This window comes from Mycoplasma milvi (assembly GCF_048284715.1).
Classification (GTDB): domain Bacteria; phylum Bacillota_I; class Bacilli_A; order Mycoplasmatales; family Metamycoplasmataceae; genus Mycoplasmopsis.
The window spans coordinates 88,369-113,586 of the sequence record NZ_JBLWAH010000003.1; the positions used below are offsets into that span (position 1 = coordinate 88,369).

Here is a 25,218-nt window from a genome sequence, read left to right on the forward strand (position 1 = left end):
ACTAAAGTCAAATAAAAACAGCTATTTATATAGCTGCTTGAATTATTTATTCTTATTAAATGATTGAGTAATTAAATCAAAGGCATAAGTTGGGTTAGTCTTCTTAGTATAATGAAGTTCACTTTTTCCAGAATGATTATGTCCAATGTTTGTCACATCTCTACAGATATGTTCTGGGTCATTGATTTCATTAATTTTCATATGTAGTCCAATAGTAATAAGAGATTTTTTCAAAACAATTGATAAAAATGTTTTATTATGAAGTCTATATGCAATATATTTCTTAGTTATGTTAAAAGTTACTCCTGGATCTAAACTCATCACATAGTCATGAATGGTTTGATAAATTTCCCGAGTTCAAGAACTTGTAATGAAATGGTCGATATTAGAATAATACCCTTTTCTTCTTCCTATAAAATCTTTATCCACTTGTGGAAAGATTCAAATTTTTGTAGCTTCATTAGCTAAAAATATGGAACGCTTGTTAATTTCAGCTTCATTTCATTCCATAAGATCATTTTTAATAAAATATTGATTTAGTTTATAAGGAGTAAGTTTAATTCCTCCATCTTGCATTAGCTTGGTCAAGAAATCATTATTGCTCATTTCTGAGTTGTAGTTAGTTAATGTTAAGTTACCTATTTTGTGTACATTCATTTCTTGAACAATGTCAAAATCTGGTCCTAGCATTTGTTGCCACTCATCATTTAAAGTTCCTTGAGGCATAATATGTTCAATTGTTGCAGAATCAATGTTGATGAGGTTTTTGTTATTAAATTCTTCAAGTGATTTCATTATATACTTAATCTGTTTAGATCTATAAGCATTAAATGTCGCAAAACATTGCATAAATTCTTCATCATTTGGGAATCTGTCTTTATTTTTAAGAGAGAAGAAAAACTCATTAATTGACTTAGAAAAATCATTTAAGTCAATGCGACCAAACAACTGAGCAAAAATTTTGTTTAAGCTACTACTTTGTAAGGCACACACTTGTCTTCTCAAAATATAACTAATAGATAATTGCAATGCTAAAGATACATCTTCGTGATTGATTTGACCTTCTTCATATAAAATTATTAACTTCATAACAAATGGATAAATAACATTATTTTGTAAGTTTTTAATGTTAATTAAAAGATTTTCGATTTCTTTATCATTTTTATAGTTTGCATTAATAATTTGATGATAGACTACTGCTTTATCATAAAGATCCTTACATACTTCAATATTTTTGTCACTAACATTTAAATTGTAAAAATAAGTTTTAAATTCATCATACAGTCTGTTTTTGCTTGGCATATTATTGTTTTGCATGATTAAATAGTCGCGAATAAAATTATCAGCAATAGTATTGTTAAAGACATTATCTATTGTGAACAATTTTTCTAATTTCATTCAGTATTGATTATAAATATTATCTTGATATTTATAATCAATGTTCATAAGCAAGAAGTTTCTAATTAAATCTGATGCTGTTAGACTCTTACCTGTAGAATTAAGTGATTCAAAAATTGCTTGTGCATCACCATGATCTTTATCAAGGACAATTTGAACAGCTCATAATTTGTTTATGGTTTTGCGTAATTCATCATAAGGTATATTTGACAGTGGAATTTGCTCTTTGAAAAATTTATAAGCATCTATAACTAAGGATTTTTTATTCATGTTAGCTGTATTTGTGATTAAAGAAATTAAATCTTCTTGATCTTTTTTCTTTGATTCAATCCGGTTATAAGTATTTCCTAGGAAGACAGTAGTTAAATATGTTCGTTGAATTTCTTCAGCACGATCACTTTGGTTGTTTTCATTATAACAGTCACGTAGAGCAATAAGTAAAAGAATTAATGTTGTTATTCTTTGCTGCCCATCGATAATCACAAATTTATTGATTTCATTTGGCGATGGAGTTTCAGCTACAGCAACCATTGCACCTATGAAATAGTCCTCTTTGTTTAATTTATATGTTTTTACAATATCAAATCATAGCTTAGAAATCTGATTGTATTCTCAGCTATAAGGTCTTTGATAAATTGGAATGATATATTTAGCTTGAGCTGCTAATATATCTAAAATATTACTTTTATCTGCTTTCATAATTATTACCTTTTTCAATTATATATTTATCTATCCGATTGCAAACTAAAATACTATTTCACAGAGTACTATTGAAAAATTATTTTTTAATGCATATTTATGGGCTTAAAAATTTCCAATAAAAAATTATTTCCTTTTTTATTTAAAAATGTATAATACTGCCCTTTTTTGCAAAATACTATATAATTATATTAAATATATTTAGTATATAAATTTTGAAGAAAATTAGGAGAAAAATGGACAAATCATACAATCATAAACTTGTTGAAGCTGGCACCGATAATAAATGGCAAGCTAAAAAATATTTCCAAACTCATGATGAGGCTAAAAGACCTTTTACAATCTTATTACCACCTCCTAATGTTACAGGTAAATTACACTTAGGTCATGCTTTAGATGTATATATTCCTGACACCATTATTCGATATAAGAAACTAAATGGTTTTGATGTACTTTGACTTCCAGGTATGGACCATGCTGGAATTGCAACTCAATCAAAAGTAGAAGATGAAATTTATAAAAAAGAAGGACTAAATCGTCATGATTTAGGACGTGAAGAATTTATTAGACGTGTTTGAGAATGAAAACACGAATATGCAAATTTATTCAGAAAACAATGATCAACAATTGGACTAGCTTTAGATTATTCTAATGAACGTTTCACTTTAGATGAAAAAGCCAATGAGGCAGTCTCAAAAGTATTTGTTGACTTATACAATAAAGGTTTTATTTACAAGGGAGTAAAAGCAATTAACTGAGACGTTAAATTGCAAACAGCTCTTTCTAATATTGAAGTAAATAATGAACCTACTGAGCAAAAAATGTATTACATTAAATATCCAATTGAAAACTCGAATGAATATTTAGTTATTGCTACAGTTAGAACCGAAACTTTACTTAGTGATGTGGCTGTAGTTTACAATCCAGAAGATACTCGTTACCAACATTTAGCAGGTAAATACGTAATTCACCCAGTTACTGGAAAACGCCTACCAATTATTGCAGATAACTATGTAGAAATTGGCTTTGGATCAGGATTGATGAAACTTAGTGCTCATGCTGAAGCTGATATTGAAATTATGCAAAAACTTGGTTTTGAAATTTTAGAAACCATTGATAAAGCTGGAAAAATTAATTACCCTGAAAATGCACTCTTCCATGGAATGGAACGTTTTGCAGCTCGTGAAGCTATTGGTCAATATTTAGCCAAAAACAACTTACTTGAAAAGGTTGAAACTACTATTTCAAATGTGGGAATTTCAGATAGATCTAAGACACCTGTAGAAATCTTAGTATTACCTCAATGATTCGTTAAAATGGATCACTTTAGAGATTTAATCTTAAATGATTTAGATTCAGGTAAGGGAGTTGAATTCTTCCCTAAACGTTTTGAAAACACCATGAGACAATGAATGGAAAATGTTTATGACTGAACTATTTCAAGACAATTATGATGAGGACACAGAATTCCGGCTTGATATGATGCAGCTGGTAACATGAAAGTGCAAGTAGCTTGCCCTGGAGAAGGTTGAGTACAAGATCCTGACGTACTTGATACATGATTTTCTTCTGGATTAGCACCATTTGTCTTTTTAGGATGACCTCAAGATGATAAATTGGCTAAAAGATACTATCCAACTTCTTTATTAGTTACTGGATATGACATTATCTTTTTCTGAGTTGCTAGAATGTACTTCTTTGGGCTTGAATTTATGGGACAAAAACCATTTGATGAATTATTACTCCACGGATTAATTCGCGATGCTCAAGGTAGAAAGATGTCAAAATCATTGAACAATGGTGTTGACCCAATGAATATGGTTGATAAATATGGATCAGATGCATTAAGATGATTCTTAATTACCAACACAACTCCTGGACTAGATATCAAGTTTAGTGATGAAAAAGTGGAAGCAGCTTGAAGAGTTAATAATAAACTTTGAAATATTGCTAAATATATCTCTGATTTACCAGAAAATGACTGCCATCAAACTGATGCAGATAAGTGAATAATGGAAAAATTAGCTTATTTAGAAGCTAAAATCAATACTCACATTAAAAGTTATGATTTTGCTGTGCTTGGAACTGAAATCTATCGTTATTTATTTAATGACTTATCAGGTTGATATGTTGAATTTTTAAAGACAGCATACTCAAAACAAAGTGCAATGGAAGTCCTTAGAAAGACCTTAATTGTGCTTCATCCATTTTTACCATTTATTACAGATAGACTATACAGCGAAATCTTTAAGGCTGAATTACTAGAACAAAGCTGACCTAGCTTTGAAATTGAAGCTCAAGCTTCTTATATCAACGATGTTATTGCAGTAGTTACTGAAATTAGAAAATATCGTGAAGACAACAACATATCTAAAAAAGAAATTATTTTATATAACCTAGTTACTGAATTAAATTCAAATGCAATCGCTATGATTAACAAGATGGCCTATGCACAAGTGCAAGCTAACCATGATTATATGATTGCACTTGAAAACAACACTTTATACATTAAACAATCTGACGAAACTAAAGCAAGAAATAAAGAAATGCTATTAGAAAAGATTGCTTTTGTTAAAAGCGAAATTGCCCGTGCTAAAGGCATTTTAAGCAATGAAAAATTCGTTGCTAAAGCACCTAGAGATAAAGTTGAAGCTGAAGAAAACAAACTAAAGAAATATAGTGAAGAACTAGAAAAATATGAAGAGGAGCTAAGATGCAAATATTAAGCGGAAAAGAATTAGCCAAAAGCGAATTAGCAAAATTAAAACAAGAATTAATCGACTTAGAATTACCAAGAGCCTTAACAATGGCAATTATTCAAGTTGGTGATAATGAAGCTTCAAATAAATACATTAAACATAAATTAAAGGTTGCTGAAGACTTAGGAATTGAAGCAACTTTATACAAATTCCCTGAAGACATTAGTCAAGATCGTCTATTAAAGAAAATGGATCGTATTAATGAAAAACACGATGGAATCATTGTGCAATTACCATTACCAAAACACCTACCTACACAAGTTATTTTAGATGCTGTTCCATATGATAAAGATATTGATGGATTAACAAGCAAGAATGAATTCAGATTATATAATGATCAACCTGAAAAACACTTTGTGCCAGCCACAGCCCGTGGTGTACTTGAATTAATGGAATACTACAAAATCGATGTGGAAGATAAAAAAGTTTGCGTTGTAGGGCGTTCACATGTTGTGGGGAAACCTCTAGCACATATTATTAAACGTATGGGAGCTACTGTGGCTACATATAACGAAGAAACTGGAATTAAAGGAATTGAATCTGGTGATATTGTTATTGTAGCAATCGGAGTAGCTAAATACATTAAGGCTAAAAACTTAAAAGAAGGTGCTATTGTAATTGATGTCGGTACAAACTTAGATGATAAATTAACTAGCGATCTTTGTGGTGATGTTGACTTTGAAGACGTTAAAGATAAAGTGGCAGCAATTACTCCGGTTCCCGGTGGAGTTGGACCAATGACAGTTGTTTCATTGATGAAAAACTTAGTTGATATTATTAGATAGAAAGTGCAATTGCACTTTTTTATTTTGCAAATAAAAAATCCCTATTGACTAGGGATAAAGGGATTTATAATGCTAATTAGTTAGCTTAATTTCTTTTAAAGCTTGGTAACGACACGATAAAATTAAATAAATTTTTAAATTCCGATTTAAGCTATTAATTGAACTATCCTCGCTTGCATATAAAATAATAAGCAAGCTAATTAATCTAGCTAAAAAATACACATCTATTAGGATTAGGGCCAGTCATATTAAGGCAGCTGCAATACGCTGTGAAAGGCTTGAAAATGTTTGTCCAAAGCATGCCCATAAGAATGCAACAAGAAATGCTGCTAATAAAAATGAATTTAGCACAATAAAGGTGATAGTTCAAGTCTTGTTTTTAGTATTTTTAAATGATGTTATGAGTTCACTAGCCTTAGCATTTAAGTTAGTGTTTTGTTCTTTCATAATTCTCCTTATATTCTTATTATATAGAATATTTCCATACATTGTGAAATTAAATCTTCTTGCATTAAATTTTAGTAGCAAAATGAAAAAACTCAGAGGGTTACTCTGAATTTTTAAATATTATAAATCGATATTTTTAACGTATTTAGCATTGGTTTGAATGAATTCACGTCTTGGTTCAACACGCTCACCCATTAAGGTTTCAAATACTTGATCAGCTTTATAAGCATCTTCAATTTGTACTTGAAGCATCTTTCTGTTTTCAGGATCCATAGTTGTTTCTCACAATTGTTCAGGATCCATTTCCCCAAGCCCTTTGTAACGTTGAATAGTAATCTTAGTGTTTGGATTTAAATCAGCTAAAATCGCATCTTTTTGTGCATCATTGAAAGCATATGCAACAAACTTGTTTTGTTGAATTTTATATAGAGGTGGTTGAGCAATATAGATGAAACCATGTTCAATTAATGGTTTAAAGTATCTATAAAAGAATGTTAAAAGTAGAGTTCTAATGTGAGCACCATCAACGTCAGCGTCCGTCATAATAACAATCTTGTGATATCTAAGTTTATTAATGTTAAAGTTATCTCCAAGTCCTGTTCCAAGTGCTGTAATTAAAGAAAGAATTTCTTCATTAGCAAGCACTTTTTCTTGACGAGATTTTTCCACATTAATAATTTTCCCTCTTAAAGGTAAGATAGCTTGAGTTTTTCTATCTCTACCCATTTTAGCACTACCACCAGCTGAGTTCCCTTCGACTATGTATAGTTCAGAAATTTCAGCATTTTTAGAACTACAATCTGAAAGTTTACCTGGAAGGCCACCACTTTCAAAGACATTTTTACGTCTAGCGTTTTCTCTTGCTGCATTTGATGCTAAACGCCCTTTTCTAGCTGTTGTAGCGATTTCGATAATCTTCTTAGCTAGTTCAGGGTTTTCATTTAAGAAACGTTCTAAAATAGGACTAAATACCTTGTTTACAGCTTGTCTTGCATCCTTAGATCCTAGTTTACCTTTAGTTTGTCCTTCAAATTCAGGATCTGGGTGCTTAATTGAGATAACTGCAGTTACACCTTCAAGTAAGTCATCACGAGTGAATTTTTCAGCATCAGTCTTAATAATTCCATGTTCGATTGCATAGTTATTAATTAGTCTCATTAATGAATCATAGAATCCTGATACGTGACTTCCACCTTCATGAGTTGAAATGTTGTTAGTATATGAAATAACATTCCCACGGTATAAGTCTGCTAGATATTGCATAGCAACTTCCACACCGATAACAACATCTTCATCTTTATTGTTTTTAGCTGTGTATTCACCTTCAGCATAAATTACTGGTGTAACAGGTTTATATCCTTCATTTAACTCGTTTACATAGTCAATAATACCATTGTCATATTGGTATTCAACTTGAGTATTGTCACGTAAGTCAGTAACTGAAACATAAAGCCCTTTATTTAAGTGAGCAATTTGTTTAGCATGGTCAATGATTAGCTCCTTATCAAAAGGAAGTTGTTCCATAACTAAGTAATCAGGGTGGAATTGAATTTTTGTTCCTGTTTCGCCAGGATTACATGTACCAATTACATGAGTTGATTGAATAGTTTTTCCACCATTAGCAAACTCTGCAAAATAGATGTTTCCATTTCTCTTAACTCAAGCTTTAAATGAATCACTTAAGGCATTAACTACAGAAGCTCCAACCCCGTGTAATCCACCTGATACTTTATAAGCATTAGATTCAAATTTTCCACCTGCATTTAGCTTAGTTAAAACAACTTCTAGTGCTGAAATCTTAAATCTTTCATGTGTGTCCACTGGGATTCCACGTCCATTATCTTCAACAATAATTGAGTTATCAGAATTAATGGTAATATCAATTCTGCTTGCAAATCCAGCCATACATTCATCCACAGAGTTATCAACGATTTCCCAAACTAAGTGGTGTAGTCCAGATTTAGAAGTAGATCCAATATACATACCTGGTCTTTTTCTAACGTGTTCAAGTCCTTCTAGAAATTGAATATTACTTGCATTATAGTTATTTTGTTCTTTATTTTGTTCGGCCATTTCAGCTCCAATTCTAATAAATATTTATATTTATTAGAATTATACCTAATTTTTTGCTTTTTCCAAATTGCACCAGTTTGACAACAAAAACAAATAAGCCTATGGGGTAGATAAAAAAATAGCAAAATTGCTATCTTTTAATCAACATGAAAAACATTATTAATATCTTCTTTTCAAAATCCTTTTTTCTCAGCTTGTGCTTGTTTTTGAACTTCGATTATATAATTGTAATATTCTTTTTCTAATGGTGTCTTAGTATAGAAAATGCTTTTCTTATTAGCGTTGTCAATATATCAAACACGTGCCATACCATCGGCAACTTGTCTTACACCAAATTCAGTTGCAAAGTCTTCTTTTGAATTTGAAAATAAGAATGTAACTCATCTACCATAAACATCAGCGCCAGTCTTATGGATATAAAAGACTCAGTTTTCTTCATCTAAAATGTTCATAAGATTTTGTTTAGCAGCTTGGGCATATTTATCTTCAAGTTTAGCTAACTTAGCATCTTTTTCAGGTTTACCTTTAAATGTTTCAGGAGTATCAATTCCTCTAAAACGTAGGCCTAAAATTCTACCGATATTTTCTTTATGATTTGCTTCTTTTACATGAAGTGGTTGCTCAGCTTTACTAGTATCTTTACCACTATCTGGCTGTCCTAAAAAGATATTATAAATAGTATCTCCATCCGCAACATGATTATCCATTAAGACTACATAATTTTGAGGTAAATGATCTCTCATAAATCATTTGTATCTTAGCAATGCTTGATTGTAAAGATTATTAAAACTTCTAGCATCATTATTAGCAACAAAGTCAAACCTGCTATTAGCAAAATCATTATTTAACTCTTGCATAAAAGCTTTATATTTGGCTTTGCTATCAGCTAGTCTTAAGTCGTTTTGAAAAATAAAATTTGATTTTTCAATCATTTTATCTAAAGAACGATTAAAATGCATTCAAGCTTCTACTAGGTTATGATCTAGTATGTTTTCACTTGAAAACACCTTACTCATAGCCTTAAAGTTATTTTCTTGTTGTGCTATAAATGCTCTAGCTTCCTGCTTGTTTGCAACACTTTGTTGTCCTAAAGCATCTATTTTATTTACTTGAGTATTGAGATAGTTAAGTAGTGGTTGATATTTAACAACTTCCTTTTGATTTAATAAGTTTTCCCTTGCATATTTAATTGCTTTGGAACTTAATTCTTTAAGTTCGCTATCAGGTTGTTGATTTTCATTTGCATTAGTGTGATTACATTGGGTGGCAACAGTTGGAATAAGTGAGCTTAATATAACTGTTGGCAAAAGTAGTTTTTTATATTTTTTCATATTTTAATTCTATTATTTTTCTAAATAAGCAAAAGAAAAAGGCCTAAGCCTTATCTTGTGACCCAAATTCAAGAATTTTTTCTTTAATCACTTTACACATAGCTTCATATCCAGGCTTGTAAAGTTTTCTAGGATCATAATTTTTACCTTCTAGATCTTTATTTGAAATGATAAATTCTCTGATTGCTTGATGATTTGCAAGTTGAAGTTCAGTATTGACATTGATTTTAGTTACACCAAGAGAGATAGCTTTTTGAATTTGATCTTTCGGAATTCCACTTCCGCCGTGAAGCACAATTCCCATTCCTGTTTCAGTAGCTAGTTCAGCTAGTACATCAAAATTAAGCCCAGCTCAATCTTTTGGATAGATTCCATGAATGTTTCCAATTCCAGCAGCCAATACAGTAATTCCTTGTCTGCTCAATGAAACAGCTTGATTTATATCAGCAATTTCTCCAGCTCCAATTACTCCATCTTCTTCACCACCAATTGAGCCAACTTCAGCTTCAACTGACATATTACGACTTGCAGCAAGGAAAACAAGTTCTTGAGTGAGTTCTTTGTTTTCTTCAAATGGTAAATGTGATCCATCAAACATAATTGATGTAAAGGCTTCCGATTTAATTGCTTCTACACAAGCATCAAATGAACCATGATCTAAGTGAAGAGCAACTGGAATTGAGATTTTAAAATCTTTAATCATTCCAAGTACCATACCTGAGACAGTTTCAAAACCACCCATGTATTTTAAAGCACCTTCAGAAACACCTAAAATGACAGGTGATTTCATTTCTTCACAAGTTAATAAAATTGCTTTAGTTCACTCTAAATTATTAATGTTAAAGTGAGGAATAGCATACTTACCTTTTCTTGCTTTTTTAAGCATATCTTTTGCATTTACTAAAGCCATAACTACCTACTAAAATCCAGTGTTTTTACCTTGTCATTTATCATTAACTGTTCTTTGGAATCTTTTATCAACAGTTAATAAACGATGTAATTCACCCATTTTTGTTTCTCTTACTTTTTCGTAAGGTTTTTCTTCAGTAACAAAACGTTCTTCTCAGTCTGATTTTAATTCGTTTTCTACAGCATCAAAGATTTCATAAAATGTAAATTCTGCTGTAGGGTTTGAATTCACTTTATTGATTGCAATTTCTAGCATTGTTCTTTTTGACATATTTTCCCCTTAAAGTATTTCTATTATACTTGATTATTTTAATATTACATTGATTTAGGAGCTGAAACCCCAATAAGTTTAAGCCCTAATTCTAAAACAATTTGTACAGCTTGAACTAAGTAAGCATAGGTACTTTGATCTTGATGGTTAATTAGCTTAGTTTCTGCATAAAAACTATTGAATAGTTTAGCTAAGTTAATTAAGTATTGAGTCATTAAGTTAACTTTTGTAGTTGATATAATTGTTTTGATTAATTCATCAAAGTTGTCTAACTCAACAATTACTTTTTTAGCTTTGTCAGTGAATTGGATGTTTTCATTAATACCTTCTTGGTTTAATCTTTCTAGTAATGAAATCGCTCTAGAATGTGCGTATTGAACGATAAAAACTGGATTTTTAGAATCTTGTGAGTTAGCGAAATCGATATCAAAGTCAAACTTATTATTGATTTCTCTAGTTAACATCATGAATCTAATTGCATCAGTAGAAGAAACATCCATTAGGTCAGCTAATGTAACACTAGTTCCGGCACGCTTAGACATTTTAAATTCTTGGCCATCTTTAATTAATCTAACTAGTTGAATTGTTAGAATGTTTAAGTTTTCAGGATTAAATCCTAAATATTGCATTGCTATTTTCATTCTTTGAATGTAACCTGAGTGGTCGGCACCAAAGATATTAATTAAGTTGTTACATTTATTAAACTTAATTTGGTGATAAGCAATATCTGGTAAGAAATATGTATAGTCACCATTTGACTTAACAAGAACACGATCTTTATCATCACCTAAGGCTTCGGTTTTTAAAAATAGTGCACCATCTTGTTGATATGTAGCATTTTTTTCTTTTAAATCTGCTAACGTTTGTTCAATAGCACCTGAGTTCTTAATTGCTTTTTCGCTTGAGAAAGTATTAAAGCTGACATTGAAGTGTGCTAAATCATCTTTAATCTTATCTAACATGATTTTTGTAGCAATTGTTGCTAATTGCTCACGTTTTTGATCATTTAGTTCAATGAAGAAATCTCCATATTGTTCTTTAATTTGTTGTGCACCTCAAATGATATCGCTTCCTCTGTAGCATTCTTCAGGCATTGGGTGTGAAATATTAAATAATTCACAGTATCTAACTCAAATAGAGTTAGTTAACACACTAATTTGATTTCCAGCATCATTAACATAATATTCTGCTTCTACATCATATCCTGCATGTTTTAATACTCTAACTAATGAATCACCAAAAGCAGCTCCTCTAGCATGTCCGACGTGTAAAAAACCAGTTGGATTAGCTGAGACAAATTCAACATTTAATTTATCTCCTTCAATATAGTTTCCTCCAAAGTTGTCTTTAGCTGTAATTACTTGTTGGATAGTTTGGACAAAAGCACTATTAGCTAGCACTATGTTTAAAAACCCAGGACGTGCTACATCAATTTGACTAAATAAACTATGTTGAGCAAGAATTTGAGCGATTTTTTCAGCTACAATAGTTGGATTTTTTTCTATAGCATATTGTTTAACAATAAAAGCTACATTAGTTGAGAAATCATATTGAATTTGATCTGTGTTTAGATTTTCAGGTACATTTGGTTGGACAACATTAAAATTTAAATTTTCAATTTCAAGTTCTTGATTGAAAAAATTTTGGCCTTGTAATTGTTTTAAAGTCTGATTAATAGCAAGCTTTACTTTTTGTTTTAATGACATCATACTCCTTAAATATAGGTAAATTAATAATTTTTTATATTATATAAAATTATTAATTTTGTATAGTTTGAAACATTAAAATTTTTATATCTTATATATAGCTTTTTTCAAGCTTTTAAGGTGTAAATATAATATAATTACATAAATTAATAAGGAGAATAGATGATTAAAGTTTATACCTGTGGTCCAACTGTTTATAATGATGTTCATATTGGAAATTTAAGACCTATTTTAACTATGGATTTAATTCTAAAAGCGCATCGTGCATTAGGCAACCAATTTAATTTTGTGCACAATATCACTGATATTGATGACAAAATTATCAATAAAGCTATTGCAACTAATCAAAGTGAACAAGAAGTAGCAACATTTTATGCCGATAAGTATTTAGAGTTACTACAAAAATTTAATGTTGATACAATTACTCATTTAGAATATGTTACAGCTAATATGGATTTAATTGTTGCTTTTATTCAAAAACTTTTAGATCTTGGGGCTGCATATCAAGATATTGAGGGAAATGTTTGATTTGATGTAATTAAATACCAAAAACACTATGGCGTAGTCTCAAACCAAAAAATTGAAAATATGCTTTCAGAAGAAAATGAATATAGCAATCTGAAAAAATCACCAATTGATTTCGCTTTATGAAAAAAGACTAAAGTTGGGGTTATGTATGATTCACCTTTTAGTAAGGGAAGACCTGGATGACACACTGAATGTGCTGTGCTAATATATAAACATTTTGGGCAAGAAGGGGTTGATATTCATAGTGGAGGTATGGATTTAACTTTTCCTCACCATGAAAATGAAAACATTCAATTTTATGCTTTAACTAATCAACCAATTGCTCAAAACTGGCTTAGAACAGGGCAAATTAATCTCAATGGTATGAAGATGTCTAAATCATTGCAAAATGTTATTCTCCCTAAAGACTTCTTACAAAACTATAGTCCTGATGTATTAAAAACCATTTTCTTACAAAATGGCTTTACCAGTGAAATAAATATTGATAGCAATACGCTTGAATCAGTCAATGCTTTAATTAATAAAATTAAGCGTTTATATTTTGTTGCTTACTTAGATAAAATTAACGTTAAGGACTATGACGTAGAGTTATTTACTGAAGCAATGCAAGCTATTGCTAACTTAAGATTTTCTGATTTCAATAAGTTGATTAATGAAATTATTAAGCAAGCAAATAAAACTAAAGAAGCTAAATACTTTGCTACTGTTATGCAAATCTTTAATGCTTTAGGCTATGAGTTTAATCAAATTGATTTTGCTAAGTATGCTAATATTTACTATCAATGAAAAGAATTACTTGCTCAAAAGAACTATCAGGAAGCTGACCAATTGCGTGAAGTATTGGTGAATAATAATTTAATCTAAGGAAGAAAATGAGAAAAGAATTTAATAAAAAAAATAAGCCTTTTATCAAGGATCACTTTGACAAAAAGATCATGGATAAGCCAGTGAAAGTTGCTAGTGAAACCTTAATTTGAGGAAAAAACTCAGTAATGGATGCTTTAAATAGCAACTTAAATATTTCAAAAATTTATGTTAATGAAAACTTTACTAGTTTCAAAATCGAGAAGCCTTCAATTACAGTAGAATTTGTCCCAAAAGCTGCTTTAGATGAAATGTCTAATAATGCAAATCACCAAGGATATATTGTTGCTGTTAAAAGTATTAATTATTCTGATGTTGAACAACTAATAAAAAGAAAACCAAATATTGTGCTAGCTTTAGATCATATTGTTGATCCACAAAATTTAGGTGCAATTATACGTACAGCTAATGCAGCTGGTATAAAAGATATTTTACTTCCTAAAGATAATGCTGCAGATGTCAATTCAACAGCATTAAAAGTTTCTTCTGGTGGATTTGTGGGCATGAACTTTTATAAAGTTAATTCACTAAGCGCAGTACTTACAAAATTAAAAAATAATTCATATTGAGTATATAGCACTACATTGCAAGAAGGGTCAGTTGACTACAACACGATTGATTATCCCGACTATACTGTATTAGTTATGGGCAATGAAGGCAGTGGAGTAAGTAAAAGTGTACTTGCTGTTACTGACCAATGTATTCATATTAGTCAATATGGTACAGTACAATCATTGAATGTTTCAGTAGCGACTGGAATAGTAGTGTTTGGATATTTAAACTCAAAAAACAGGTAAGAAAAATGCCTGTTTTTTTAAAAAAACAGGCAATATTAAAGAGTATATATATAAATAAAGTGGATACTTTTGAATAAAATACCTGAAACTTTCCTTACAACAAGTCAAATTAAGGAAAATATGAGGTAAGTGTATAAAAATTAAATATATAAATAAGGTAGTAAACAAAATATTAAAAAATGCATTTAATCGACAATACCAATAAATAAAACTTTATAAAATATTTAAAATTGAATATAAGACAAGGGATGAGTATTTGTGCTTATAGATAAGTAATGTCGTTGAGGCAACATTTAATTGCCTCATAATTATTCTATCAAAGATATAAATAAAAAATCACCTAACAAACAATTTCCATATTTTTATGTATTTGCCTATAGTGTAATGCTCTTCTTTCTAAAAATGTGGAAATATGTGATTTATTTTTCTTTTAAATCCAAACAAATAAGTATTTTTTTAAAAAATATAATCTAGTAAAATAAAATTATGACGATAAATTGATTATATATAATTGTGATTTTACTAGCTGCGTTATTATTTTATGCAGCCTTTAAAATGTATGGTTACTTCAACTTTATTAAAGCAGGATTTAATATTGCTTGAGTAAGAACACAAACATTTTGAAAATTAGGACTTGCTAGTGCATACTTTGTGATTATTATTATTTTATTTGCACTATATGCGGGTGGCATTCTAAAAGTAACTATTTGAGATCAAAAAGCTTATGTGCCTCATAACTTTAGTCCAATTGGAGCATTTGCTTTAATTAGCTATTTCGCATTAGTTTTTTACATAGTAATAGTTGTGTTTTCTTTATTTGTTTTATTAAACAAAAAAGAAAGAATCATTATTACTTGAGAGGATGTTTGTGAATTAGATATTGAATCATTTAACTTAAACATTGATAAAACTTATATCAAAAATAGAAATAGTTATACCATGTTTAAAGACTATATAACTAATTCAATGATGTTCAAGAAGCATCCAAAAATATTTGCTTCAAAAGTAATTTACTATGCTTTAATGTTTATATATTCATCACCAGTATATGAAAATGCATTTAAAAAACAAGTTGATCAAAATGAAGAAACAACAGAAGAAAGCGAATTTGATAAATTATTGGTTTCAGAAAGACCAATTGCTGAATTATTTAGTGATAATAAGCAATATATCACGTATGTAATTAAGACTGCATATCAAAAAGTTAACACATTTTACCCTCTTGATGAAATTTCATTTAAGAATGCTGTAATTAAGGCTTTTAAATAGCCTTTTTTTCTTTATATTTATCACTTTTTTATGAATTAATATAGTAAAATAAAGCTATGGGTAAAATAGGTTATAAATCAAAGCAATCTGCCCAAGAAATTCCCTCATTTCAAAGGTTAAAATATTTAGCCTTGCAAGACAATAGTGAGCTTGAAAATGAAGCGAAGTGAATTAGTAATTTTTTTGGTTCAGACTTAGTAGAAATTAAACATTTTAACATCCAAGCTTGTCAAGAATGATGTGATGAGCAATCTTTTATAACCGATAAAAAGCCAATTAAACATGTAGAAGAAGAATTAAACAAAATTGAAGTTGAATACTTGAAATTAACAGATTGTTTCATAGACAAGTTTCCATTTTATCAAACCAATGAAAGAAACAAAGTTTTCTATGAATTAATAAATTCTCAACCTAATAGTACTCAAGTAGCCAACCAAAATTTACAAAGCACAAATACTACTCGAGTTAAGGTTAATAAGCTCGAAATCTAATTTTGTGCATTTTTATTTATTTATTGTAGGAGAAAATATGAAAGTTAATATAGCAATTGATGGACCAAGTGGTGCCGGAAAATCAACTATTTCCAAAGAGTTAGCCAAACGTTTAGGATACACATTTATCAACAGTGGAAGTGCATACCGTGCAGTAGCTTACAATGCTAATAAATTAGGAATTGAATCACATGATACAGAAAAAATTATTCAATCCCTTGAACCTGGAATGATTGAACTAAAACCTAATGACGTTACTTTGCTAAAAGGTGTAGATATTTCCCATGATATTAGAGCTGATTATATTTCAAAAATTACACCAACTGTAGCTAAAATTCCTGAAGTAAGAGAATTTGTTGTTGACTTTATCCAACACATGACTCTTAAAAGTAAAGGCTATATTATTGATGGTAGAGACACTACTTTTAAAATTATGCCTCATGCTGAAGTTAAAATTTTCTTATGAGCTAGCGAAGAAGAACGCGCAAGACGTAGACTTGAGCAAAACCAAGCATTAGGTTATAACACTGACTTCCAAGAAGTACTTTATGAAGTTAAATTAAGAGATGCGCAAGATATGAACCGAGCAATTGATCCGCTTCATAAAACAGCAGATGCTATTTATGTCGATTGTACAGAAATGACTTTAGAAGAAGTTTTAGATCACATCCTACAAATTATTAATAATAAAATTAAAACACTACAAGGGGGCAATAATGCGTAATACAGTAGCGATTATAGGGAAACCTAACGTCGGAAAAAGTACATTTTTCAACAAACTCATTGGAAGAAAAGTATCAATCGTGCACGATGAACCAGGAGTTACTCGTGATCGTCTTTATGAAAAGATTCATTGGGCTGGAAAAGAATTAAAAATTATTGACACCGGTGGAATTGAAATTGAAAATAGACCATTCCAAGAACAAATTCAAATCCAAGCTAAAATTGCTATTGAAGAAGCTGATGTAATTATTTTCTTATTTGATGGAACTAGTGAAATCACTAATGACGATTTATTTATCATGAACATTTTACGCAAAAGTCATAAACCAATCATTGCAGTGGCTAATAAACTAGAAGACAACCAACAATTTGATTATAGTTGATATAAATTAGGAGTGGATCACATTTTCCCAGTTTCAGCACTCCATGGTGAAGGAATTGGGGATGTGCTTAATAGATGTATAGAAGACTTAGACTTTAGTGAAGAAGAAAGCGTCGAAACATTTAATCTTGCTATTATTGGTAAACCTAATGCTGGTAAAAGTTCATTGCTAAATAATTTAGCTAAAGAAGAACGTTCAATTGTTTCTCCAATTGCCGGCACAACTAGAGATTCAGTCAAATCATTAGTTGAAATTGATGGACAAGTTTATAATGTGATTGATACAGCTGGAATTACTAAGAAATCTAAATTAGTAGAATCAGTTGATCACTATGCATTAATGAGAGCTATGAATTCACTTGCTGAAGCTGACTTATCTTTAATTGTTATAGATGCCACTCAAGAAGAAGTTTCACACTTTGATTCACGTATCATTGGATATGCTTTAGAAAATGAAAAGCCTATTATTGTTGTTATAAACAAGTGGGACTTAGTTGAAAAAGAAACCAATACAATGGCTCAATATGAAAAGAAACTTAGAAACAAATTTCACTTTGTACCATGAGTTCCTTTTGTTTTCATTTCAGCTAAATACAATCAACGTTTAAATAAATTATATGAAACAATCAATATGGTTAGAACTAACCTTGAAAGAGATATTAAACCATCAATGCTTTCTAACTTAATTATGGAAACACAAATTATTCAACCTGCTGTACCATTTAATGGTGGTAGATTAAATATTTACTTTGCTCGTCAAGAAAGAGCTAAAATTCCAACATTTACATTCTTTGTTAATAATAAGAAGTTTTTACACTTTTCATACCAACGTTATTTAGAAAATCAACTTAGAGCAACTTTTGATTTTAGAGGTTGCCCAATTAAAATGAACTTCAAAAACAAGCAAAATGCAATGGAATAATACTAAAAATTAGACTAAAAAATCTAGGCAACGAGGTCTAGATTTTTTTGCTATTCAAATTGATTTCTATAGAAAGAAGTTTCGCGTGAGATTACAATAAAATTCAAAATTCAACTGACAACTGGGAAAAAGAAAGAGAAAATAAATGAAACTCAAAGCATGGTTTTATTATCTTGCGAAACATATGATGTTAAAGTAGCAGTGGTCACTAGCATAATAATAAATACTACAAAAGTAGCTAAATAAATTGCACCAGAAAAGACTGTGGCTAGTGTTCTTAGTACTCCAAATCCAGTGTCCGTCACATATATAGGAATTGTAAAAGAAGTTGTTATTATTACTAAAATCAGGTGAATAATTGTAACAATTTTGAGCTGCTCTAAATTTTTTATTTTATTCATATCGCCTCCTAGAATTTAGATATTATAGCAACTTTTACTTGTAAATAAGCGATAAAAAATCAGACTAGGCTGATTTAAATTAAAGTGCAATATCTGAAATATTTAGTAATTGAATTGAATTACCATTTACTTTATCTAGTTTAATAATAACTCCATTAATTTGGGTGTTATTATCACTAACCTTAAAACGTTCATGTGCATTGTAGCGCATCTTGTGGTAAACTTCATCAAAATTTGCACCAATCGCACAATTCATTGGACCTGTCATTCCAGCATCGGTAATATAAGCTGTACCTTTAGGTAAAATACGAGCATCATTAGTTTGCACATGGGTATGTGTTCCACAGATTGCATCAATTTTCCCATCTAGGTATAAGGCAAAAACATTTTTCTCACTTGTGGTTTCAGCATGGAAATCAACAAAGTGAAAATCAGTTTTTTGGCCAACTTCAAGTAATTGATCCATAGCATCAAAGAAGTTATTAGCTTGTGATTGTTTTCAAGGTGACATTAATTCATTAAAAGTAATTCCCATAATAGAGGTTACTCTTAAAGTGTTTCCTTTGACTTCAAATACTTTACTTCCTTGCCCAGGATAATCAAAATCAATGTTATAAGGTCTAATAACATTACTGTTATCAATAAAGTTTTCAATATCACTGTTAGCTCAAACATGGTTTCCCATGGTGAAAGCATTAACTCCAGCGCGTGAAAGTCTATCGTAATCGTTTTTATCTAATCCTTTTCTACCAGTTACATTTTCACCTTGTGCAATAGTGAAATCAACTGAAAAATCTTTGATTAGGGTAGGTAGAAATTTTTCTACAGTTTTCACACCTGGTTCTCCAAAAATATCTCCTAAAAATAAGATATTAATTGCTTGATTTTTCATATCGTTCTTATTATAGCAGCATTATTTAAACAAGTAAAAGAATTCTAGACATTAACTAGAAAAAACAGCAAGAATTCTTGCTGCCTAATCTTATTTATTCTTCTTTTTATCTTCTTCTAAATTCTTATTAATCTTTTCCATTAAGGCATTAATTGCAGCAGTAGCTGATTCTTCTAGAATACGAACTTGTTCTAATGTTTTAGCTTCAGTCTGCACTCTTTCTTTTGAAAAGATCATTTCTCCTGCTTTATAGTCTTGATCAAAATATTTAATGTTGAAAGCCACTTTTTCTGGGTTAGCTACATCAATGTGGTAAATTCTAGGGCTATCTGTTGAAATTGCATATGATTTCACTTGATCAATAAAACTACGTTCAAGTACATCTCTAGCAATTAAAGTTGCTTCATCACTAGTAATTTCAGCTATTGAATCAACTGAGAATTTTTTAGCATCTTTAAAAATAGGTTTTCCTTTAATGTTTTTAGGTACATAAGGAAATTTATCAGCTTTAATTTTAACAATTTGACCATTGTTAGAAGCTAGTGCTAGTAAACCATCAGCTGTTGTAGTACTAAAGGCTTGCACTTTATCATTGAGAGATAAATAAACTCCTTTATTTCCTTTAGCTTTAGTTCCATATTGAGCTAAATCAGTTTCGCTATATCTTGATACACAACCATTTTCAGTGAAAATTACAATATCACGTGAGCCATTGCAAATAGTTGCATTAACTAATTTATCGCCTTTTTCCATGGCAATAGCTGTATAAGAACGATTGATTCTAGATACTGAAAAGTCTTGGAGTAAGGTCTTTTTGAAATATCCATTTTTAGTTCCGAGTGCAATATAAATTAAAGAGTCTCAATTATTTATTTCAAAGATTGAAACAACTTCATCAGCTAGCAAGAAGTCAGCAAAATTAGATAGGTGGAATCCTAAATCTTTTCATTTTGATTCTTGGATTTTATATGCAGGAATAATCATGTAATTTCCAAGTGCTGTAAATATTAATAAGTTGTTAATTGAATTTACTTTTCCAAAGAAAATTAAATTATCATCATCTTTTAAGTTGTAAGTTTCAAAGTTGTTTGAGTCAACCACCCTTTGTGAAAGACGTTTAATATATCCGCCACGTGAAAGACCAATATTAATCATTTCTTCTTTAATAAGGTCTGTTTCATTGTAGCTAAAGTCGAATTCTGCTTCGACAATTTCAGTCTTTCTAGGTTTGGCAAAAAGTAATTTAAGTTGACTTAATTGATCAATAATAAAATCATTAAATTTACTTTCATCACTAAGTAGTAGGTTAATACGTTTGATTTCAGCAACTAATTCAGCTTTTTCATTTAAATAAGCTTCTTTATCAGTTTTGCTTAATCTATAAAGTCTTAACTCAGCAATTGCTGTTGCTTGATTTTTGGTAAAACCAAAAGCATTAATTAAGTTCTCAATTACACCGGCTTTTGAACCTTCAGTTTTACGGATAACTTCAATTACTTTATCTGTAATTTCAGATACCTTAATAAACCCTTCTACAAGTTCTAAACGTAATTTATATTTTTCCAAATCATAAATTAAAGTTTTGGTTTTAATATCTTTAACATGTAGGATGTAGTTATCAATAAGTTGCACAATTCCTAAAGTGCGAGGAGAATTTTGTACAATGCAAGTATTATTGTATGAATAAGTAACTTGTAAGTCTGTTTTTTGGAATAAGTAAGTAAGAATACTATTTTCACTAGCGTTAGCATCTAAAGTAATTAATATATTAATTCCTTCACGATCTGATTGGTCTTTAATTTCCAAAATACCATCAATATCTTTATTGTTAATTATATTATCAATATCATAAACTAATTTAGATTTAACTACACCATAGGGAATTTCGGTAATTTCGATGTACTTGTATTTATCTTTTGAATAAGTTGTATATTTAGCAAAAAGTCTAATTTTATCCTTTTGGTTTCTTCCGGTATCAAAGGCTTCTAAAATCCCTTTTGTTCCGCGAATAATTCCTCCAGTAGGGAAATCAGGTCCTTTAATAAATTTAACTACATCATAAAAAGTAGCATGAGGATTTAAAATACGATAAATAGTTGCATCAATGATTTCACCAAGGTTGTGTGGTGGCATATCAGTTGCCATCCCGATAGCAATCCCCATTGATCCATTAACAAGTAAGTTAGGGAAAATTGAAGGAAGTACAGTTGGTTCAACTTCAGAGTCATCAAAGTTAGGCGCAAATTTTACTGTGTCTTTTTTAATATCTCCAATAATGAATTCTGAAATTTTAGATAATCTAACTTCAGTATAACGCATAGCAGCAGCTGGGTCATTATCAATTGATCCAACATTTCCATGCATATCTAGAAGTGGTAGATTCATTTTTCATCATTGTGACATATTAACCATAGCTTCATAAACTGAAGAATCGCCATGTGGGTGGTACTTACCAATAACATCTCCGACAACTCTGGCAGATTTTTTATATTGTTTATCACTAAATAAACCAAGTCCATACATAGCATATAAAATACGACGTTGTACAGGTTTTAGTCCATCTCTAACATCTGGCAAGGCTCTTTGTTGAATAACATATTTTGAATATCTTCCGAAACGATCTGCCATGATACGATCTAGTGTCTCATTAATGATTTTTTCTGTTACAAGTACTTCTTTTTCTTTTTTCATATTCTTCCTCTATTCAATAATTTCCATTTAATTATAATTTATTTTATTAACATAGTTATAAAAAGGCCTCAGAGATTGTTTTTATTTCTAATAATATGTAATTTACAACTTTTTATGTGCCTTAAATAGAATATTGTTTTCAATGTTTAAAATAATAAGACTAACTTTATTTAAAAGCCATATTAATATGCAATATGATAATGGAATCTAACTATATCTTGCATTAGTTTATTATGCAGCACAGATTACATACCTTTCCCGGTAGTAACATAATGGTTCTTAATTACTATCAAATTTAAATCAATACATTTTTTGCATGTTTTTTTGGCATCTTTGACGAAAATCACCTACAAAATGCTTGTTTTTGCTCAAAAATTGGAAAAAAATAACCTAAACCAGCAAATTCAAAGAAAAAAAGTTGCAAAAAATTAAAGTTTTAATTTATGTTATATAGATAAAAAAATCTTCCACAGAAAGCAGCATAATGTTTCATAATTAATATCAATTTTTGAATTCTTACAATTTTTGTAAGTTTTTTTGCCACTTTTAGTGTAAATAACCTTCAAAAGGACTGTTTTTATCCGAAAATTAACAAAAAATCGCTTAAACCAGAAAATTTTCAGAAAAAAAGTTACAAAAAATTAAAGTTTTAATTTATGTTATGTAATAACAAATAAACTAAAATCAAACAGAACAGAACACTTACTGTAGATAATAACTTGTTGATCTCAAAGAATTACTGTTACTTTTTAGGCTTCTAATTCTTAAATATGGAGTGAGCACAATAATTTTGTACAAGTAATTTAGAAGTTCAAAATATGAATAGTTCTATATTCTCGTGATATTTGTTCTTTAGAATCATTAAACATCAAAAGCTAATTATTTTTAAAATATAAGAATAAAAATAATGATAAGACCACCTTTTCCAGCAGTAGCATAATGTTTCTTAATTACTATCAAATTTTAACTTCAAACAATTTTTGCAAGTTTTTTTGGTGCTTTTGTTGCGAAGTGCCTGAAAAACAATTGTTTTTGCCCAAAAATTGGCAAAAAATAGCCTAAACCAGCAAATTCTCAGAAAAAAAGTTGCAAAAAATTAAAGTTTTAATTTATGTTATATAGATAAAAAGCATTTTCTCCTAGTAGTGGCGTAATAGTAAAATGTGTGATAAATATTTTTGCCTTTTCTTTTAAATATTCATAAATATCCTTTTTTAATAAAGAAAATAAGCCTACATTTGTTTAAATGAAATAAAGCCCATTTAAAATAAACTTTTATTTATGTAGGTACAAAATTTGTACATTTAGGTAACTAATTATTTAGCTATGATAAAATTAGGTTATCAATGAAAGAGGAAATATGTTGGATAAAAATATGGTGCCAGAAATAAGGTTTAAAGGGTTTATTAAGGAATGAGAGCAAGAAGAATTAAAAAATCTTGTTGTACCATTTTCCGGGCTTACTAATGTGACAAAAGAAGATTTCTCTTGTGGAAAAGATTATTATGTTACATATTTGAATGTATTTTCAAATCCGATTGCAAAACTTGAGTCTCTTGAAAAAGTCAATATTCATTCTAAACAAAATAATTTAATAAAGGGCGATATATTAGTAACGGGTTCTTCTGAGACACCTGAAGAAGTTGGGATGACATCTATTTGAAATTATAATCTTCAAAATGTTTATCTTAATAGTTTTTGCTTTGGGCTCAGACCCAAGGGCGCCAAGAAAATAAACATAGATTTTTCAGGATACCTTTTTAGAAGTTTATCAGTTAGAAAGCAAATAATACTCCTAGCCCAAGGAATTTCTAGATTTAATATATCAAAAAATAAATTCCTCGAATTATCTTTAATTTTCCCTGTTTATAATGAACAACAAAAAATAGGACAATTCTTCTCAAGTCTAGACTCTTTTATCCAATTTCAAGAGCAAAAACTTAAAAAACTTCAAACAATAAAACAATCATTATTGAACAAAATTCTTGTTTCAGTTGATCAAAAAATTCCAGAAATAAGGTTCAAGGGGTTTGATGAGGATTGAGAACAAACTAAATTATCTGAGGTTGTTCTGAAATTTGATAATTTAAGAGTTCCGGTAGCTGAATCTCTAAGAACAAAAGGAACATATCCATATTATGGTGCTAACGGGATTCAAGATTATGTTTCTGGATTTACACATAATGGTGAGTTTGTTTTGATTGCTGAAGATGGAGCTAATGATTTAGATAATTATCCTTCTAATTATGTTAATGGTAGATTTTGAGCAAATAACCACGTTCATGTTCTTCAAGGAACTATTGATACTATTGACAACAAGTTTTTAAATTATTTATTCAAAAAGATTGATTTTAAACCATTACTAACTGGTGGTGATAGAGCAAAGCTCACTGCAGGAGCACTTGATACAATTTATATTAAAATATCAACATTTCTCGAACAAAGAAAAATTGGTTTGCTCCTAAATAATATTGATCTACTTATCCATTCTCAAGAGCAAAAACTAGAAAAGTTAAACAACATCAAGCAAGCTTTATTAGAAAAGATGTTTTGTTAGTTAGGACCTAGGTCAAATTAGTAAAATATAAATTATTTGTTGCAATTTGATAAAAATGTTATTTTTATTACTATTTTAGTTGATTAATAAGTGCTAAAAATGTTTTTAAAAATTCAACTTTTATAGTAAAATAAATTCATAATTATTAATAATTAAATGAAAAGGATTAACATGCGTAAAGTAGTTAGATTAAAAAACAAATTACGTGCTGAAGCTCGTGCAAAAAAATTAGCTAAAGAAGAAAAGAAAGCTGCTAGAAAAGCTGCTGAAGCTGAAGCTAAATAATAAGTCCATTGGACTTTTTTTATTTGCGTTTCACAAAA

General features: G+C 29.7%; 19 protein-coding genes. 9 read left to right on the plus strand and 10 right to left on the minus strand.

Annotated features, from left to right (window positions below):
- Positions 1-42 precede the first annotated feature (42 nt).
- Positions 43-2,097, minus strand: coding sequence for a GmrSD restriction endonuclease domain-containing protein (locus ACNQ13_RS02040; RefSeq protein ID WP_418035569.1), 2,055 nt, complete (start codon positions 2,095-2,097; stop codon positions 43-45).
- A 236-nt stretch (positions 2,098-2,333) separates the two neighbouring features.
- Between ACNQ13_RS02040 and ACNQ13_RS02045 the strand changes: the two genes are divergently transcribed.
- Both ACNQ13_RS02045 and ACNQ13_RS02050 read left to right on the plus strand, forming a co-directional pair.
- Entirely contained in the window at positions 2,334-4,823 is a 2,490-nt protein-coding gene (locus ACNQ13_RS02045) for a valine--tRNA ligase (protein WP_418035571.1), read from the plus strand.
- Positions 4,811-5,641, plus strand: coding sequence for a bifunctional 5,10-methylenetetrahydrofolate dehydrogenase/5,10-methenyltetrahydrofolate cyclohydrolase (locus ACNQ13_RS02050; RefSeq protein WP_416741618.1), 831 nt, complete (start codon positions 4,811-4,813; stop codon positions 5,639-5,641). Before ACNQ13_RS02045 ends, ACNQ13_RS02050 begins: the two co-directional genes overlap by 13 nt.
- A gap of 72 nt (positions 5,642-5,713) precedes the next feature.
- Here the strand turns inward: ACNQ13_RS02050 and ACNQ13_RS02055 are convergent, their stop codons facing one another.
- From ACNQ13_RS02055 to argS, 6 genes are all read right to left on the minus strand, one after another.
- A complete protein-coding gene (locus tag ACNQ13_RS02055) occupies positions 5,714-6,088 on the minus strand; it encodes a hypothetical protein (protein WP_418018953.1) in 375 nt (124 codons plus the stop codon).
- Between the two features lie 120 nt (positions 6,089-6,208).
- Positions 6,209-8,161 (minus strand): DNA topoisomerase subunit B, encoded by a 1,953-nt coding sequence (locus tag ACNQ13_RS02060; protein WP_418035572.1) that lies wholly within the window; start codon positions 8,159-8,161, stop codon positions 6,209-6,211.
- A 137-nt stretch (positions 8,162-8,298) separates the two neighbouring features.
- A complete protein-coding gene (locus tag ACNQ13_RS02065; protein ID WP_418035573.1) occupies positions 8,299-9,492 on the minus strand; it encodes a thermonuclease family protein in 1,194 nt (397 codons plus the stop codon).
- 43 nt (positions 9,493-9,535) lie between these two features.
- Complete coding sequence (fba, locus tag ACNQ13_RS02070; protein WP_418018929.1) at positions 9,536-10,402, minus strand: class II fructose-1,6-bisphosphate aldolase; 867 nt, start codon at positions 10,400-10,402, stop codon at positions 9,536-9,538.
- Between the two features lie 9 nt (positions 10,403-10,411).
- The gene (gene rpoE, locus ACNQ13_RS02075) at positions 10,412-10,672 is read right to left on the minus strand and encodes a DNA-directed RNA polymerase subunit delta (RefSeq protein ID WP_416741613.1); all 261 of its coding nucleotides are present in this window, start codon (positions 10,670-10,672) and stop codon (positions 10,412-10,414) included.
- A gap of 44 nt (positions 10,673-10,716) precedes the next feature.
- Entirely contained in the window at positions 10,717-12,378 is a 1,662-nt protein-coding gene (gene argS, locus ACNQ13_RS02080) for an arginine--tRNA ligase (protein ID WP_418018930.1), read from the minus strand.
- A 162-nt stretch (positions 12,379-12,540) separates the two neighbouring features.
- Between argS and ACNQ13_RS02085 the strand changes: the two genes are divergently transcribed.
- The 6 genes from ACNQ13_RS02085 to der all read left to right on the plus strand — a co-directional run bounded on the left by ACNQ13_RS02085 (position 12,541) and on the right by der (position 18,354).
- Positions 12,541-13,770, plus strand: coding sequence for a class I tRNA ligase family protein (locus ACNQ13_RS02085; RefSeq protein ID WP_418018931.1), 1,230 nt, complete (start codon positions 12,541-12,543; stop codon positions 13,768-13,770).
- Between the two features lie 8 nt (positions 13,771-13,778).
- Positions 13,779-14,567 carry a 23S rRNA (guanosine(2251)-2'-O)-methyltransferase RlmB gene (gene rlmB / locus ACNQ13_RS02090; RefSeq protein WP_418024329.1) on the plus strand — a complete coding sequence of 263 codons (789 nt, stop codon included), beginning with the start codon at positions 13,779-13,781 and terminating at the stop codon, positions 14,565-14,567.
- 486 nt (positions 14,568-15,053) lie between these two features.
- Positions 15,054-15,836, plus strand: coding sequence for a hypothetical protein (locus tag ACNQ13_RS02095; RefSeq protein ID WP_418018933.1), 783 nt, complete (start codon positions 15,054-15,056; stop codon positions 15,834-15,836).
- Between the two features lie 56 nt (positions 15,837-15,892).
- A complete protein-coding gene (locus ACNQ13_RS02100) occupies positions 15,893-16,327 on the plus strand; it encodes a hypothetical protein (protein ID WP_416741608.1) in 435 nt (144 codons plus the stop codon).
- A 37-nt stretch (positions 16,328-16,364) separates the two neighbouring features.
- Positions 16,365-17,051, plus strand: coding sequence for a (d)CMP kinase (cmk, locus tag ACNQ13_RS02105; protein ID WP_416741607.1), 687 nt, complete (start codon positions 16,365-16,367; stop codon positions 17,049-17,051).
- Positions 17,044-18,354 (plus strand): ribosome biogenesis GTPase Der, encoded by a 1,311-nt coding sequence (gene der / locus ACNQ13_RS02110; protein WP_416741606.1) that lies wholly within the window; start codon positions 17,044-17,046, stop codon positions 18,352-18,354. Before cmk ends, der begins: the two co-directional genes overlap by 8 nt.
- 50 nt (positions 18,355-18,404) lie before the next feature.
- Here der and ACNQ13_RS02115 read toward each other — a convergent pair whose 3' ends face one another.
- The 3 genes from ACNQ13_RS02115 to ACNQ13_RS02125 form a co-directional block, all read right to left on the minus strand.
- Positions 18,405-18,755, minus strand: a complete 351-nt coding sequence (locus ACNQ13_RS02115; protein WP_418035574.1) for a hypothetical protein — start codon at positions 18,753-18,755, stop codon at positions 18,405-18,407.
- A 79-nt stretch (positions 18,756-18,834) separates the two neighbouring features.
- Positions 18,835-19,647 carry a TIGR00282 family metallophosphoesterase gene (locus tag ACNQ13_RS02120; RefSeq protein WP_418024337.1) on the minus strand — a complete coding sequence of 271 codons (813 nt, stop codon included), beginning with the start codon at positions 19,645-19,647 and terminating at the stop codon, positions 18,835-18,837.
- A gap of 90 nt (positions 19,648-19,737) precedes the next feature.
- Positions 19,738-22,338 carry a DNA topoisomerase IV subunit A gene (locus tag ACNQ13_RS02125; RefSeq protein ID WP_418035575.1) on the minus strand — a complete coding sequence of 867 codons (2,601 nt, stop codon included), beginning with the start codon at positions 22,336-22,338 and terminating at the stop codon, positions 19,738-19,740.
- Between the two features lie 1,360 nt (positions 22,339-23,698).
- On the opposite strand from ACNQ13_RS02125, the gene ACNQ13_RS02130 reads away from it, so the two are divergent.
- A complete protein-coding gene (locus tag ACNQ13_RS02130; RefSeq protein WP_418035576.1) occupies positions 23,699-24,895 on the plus strand; it encodes a restriction endonuclease subunit S in 1,197 nt (398 codons plus the stop codon).
- Positions 24,896-25,218: the final 323 nt, after the last annotated feature.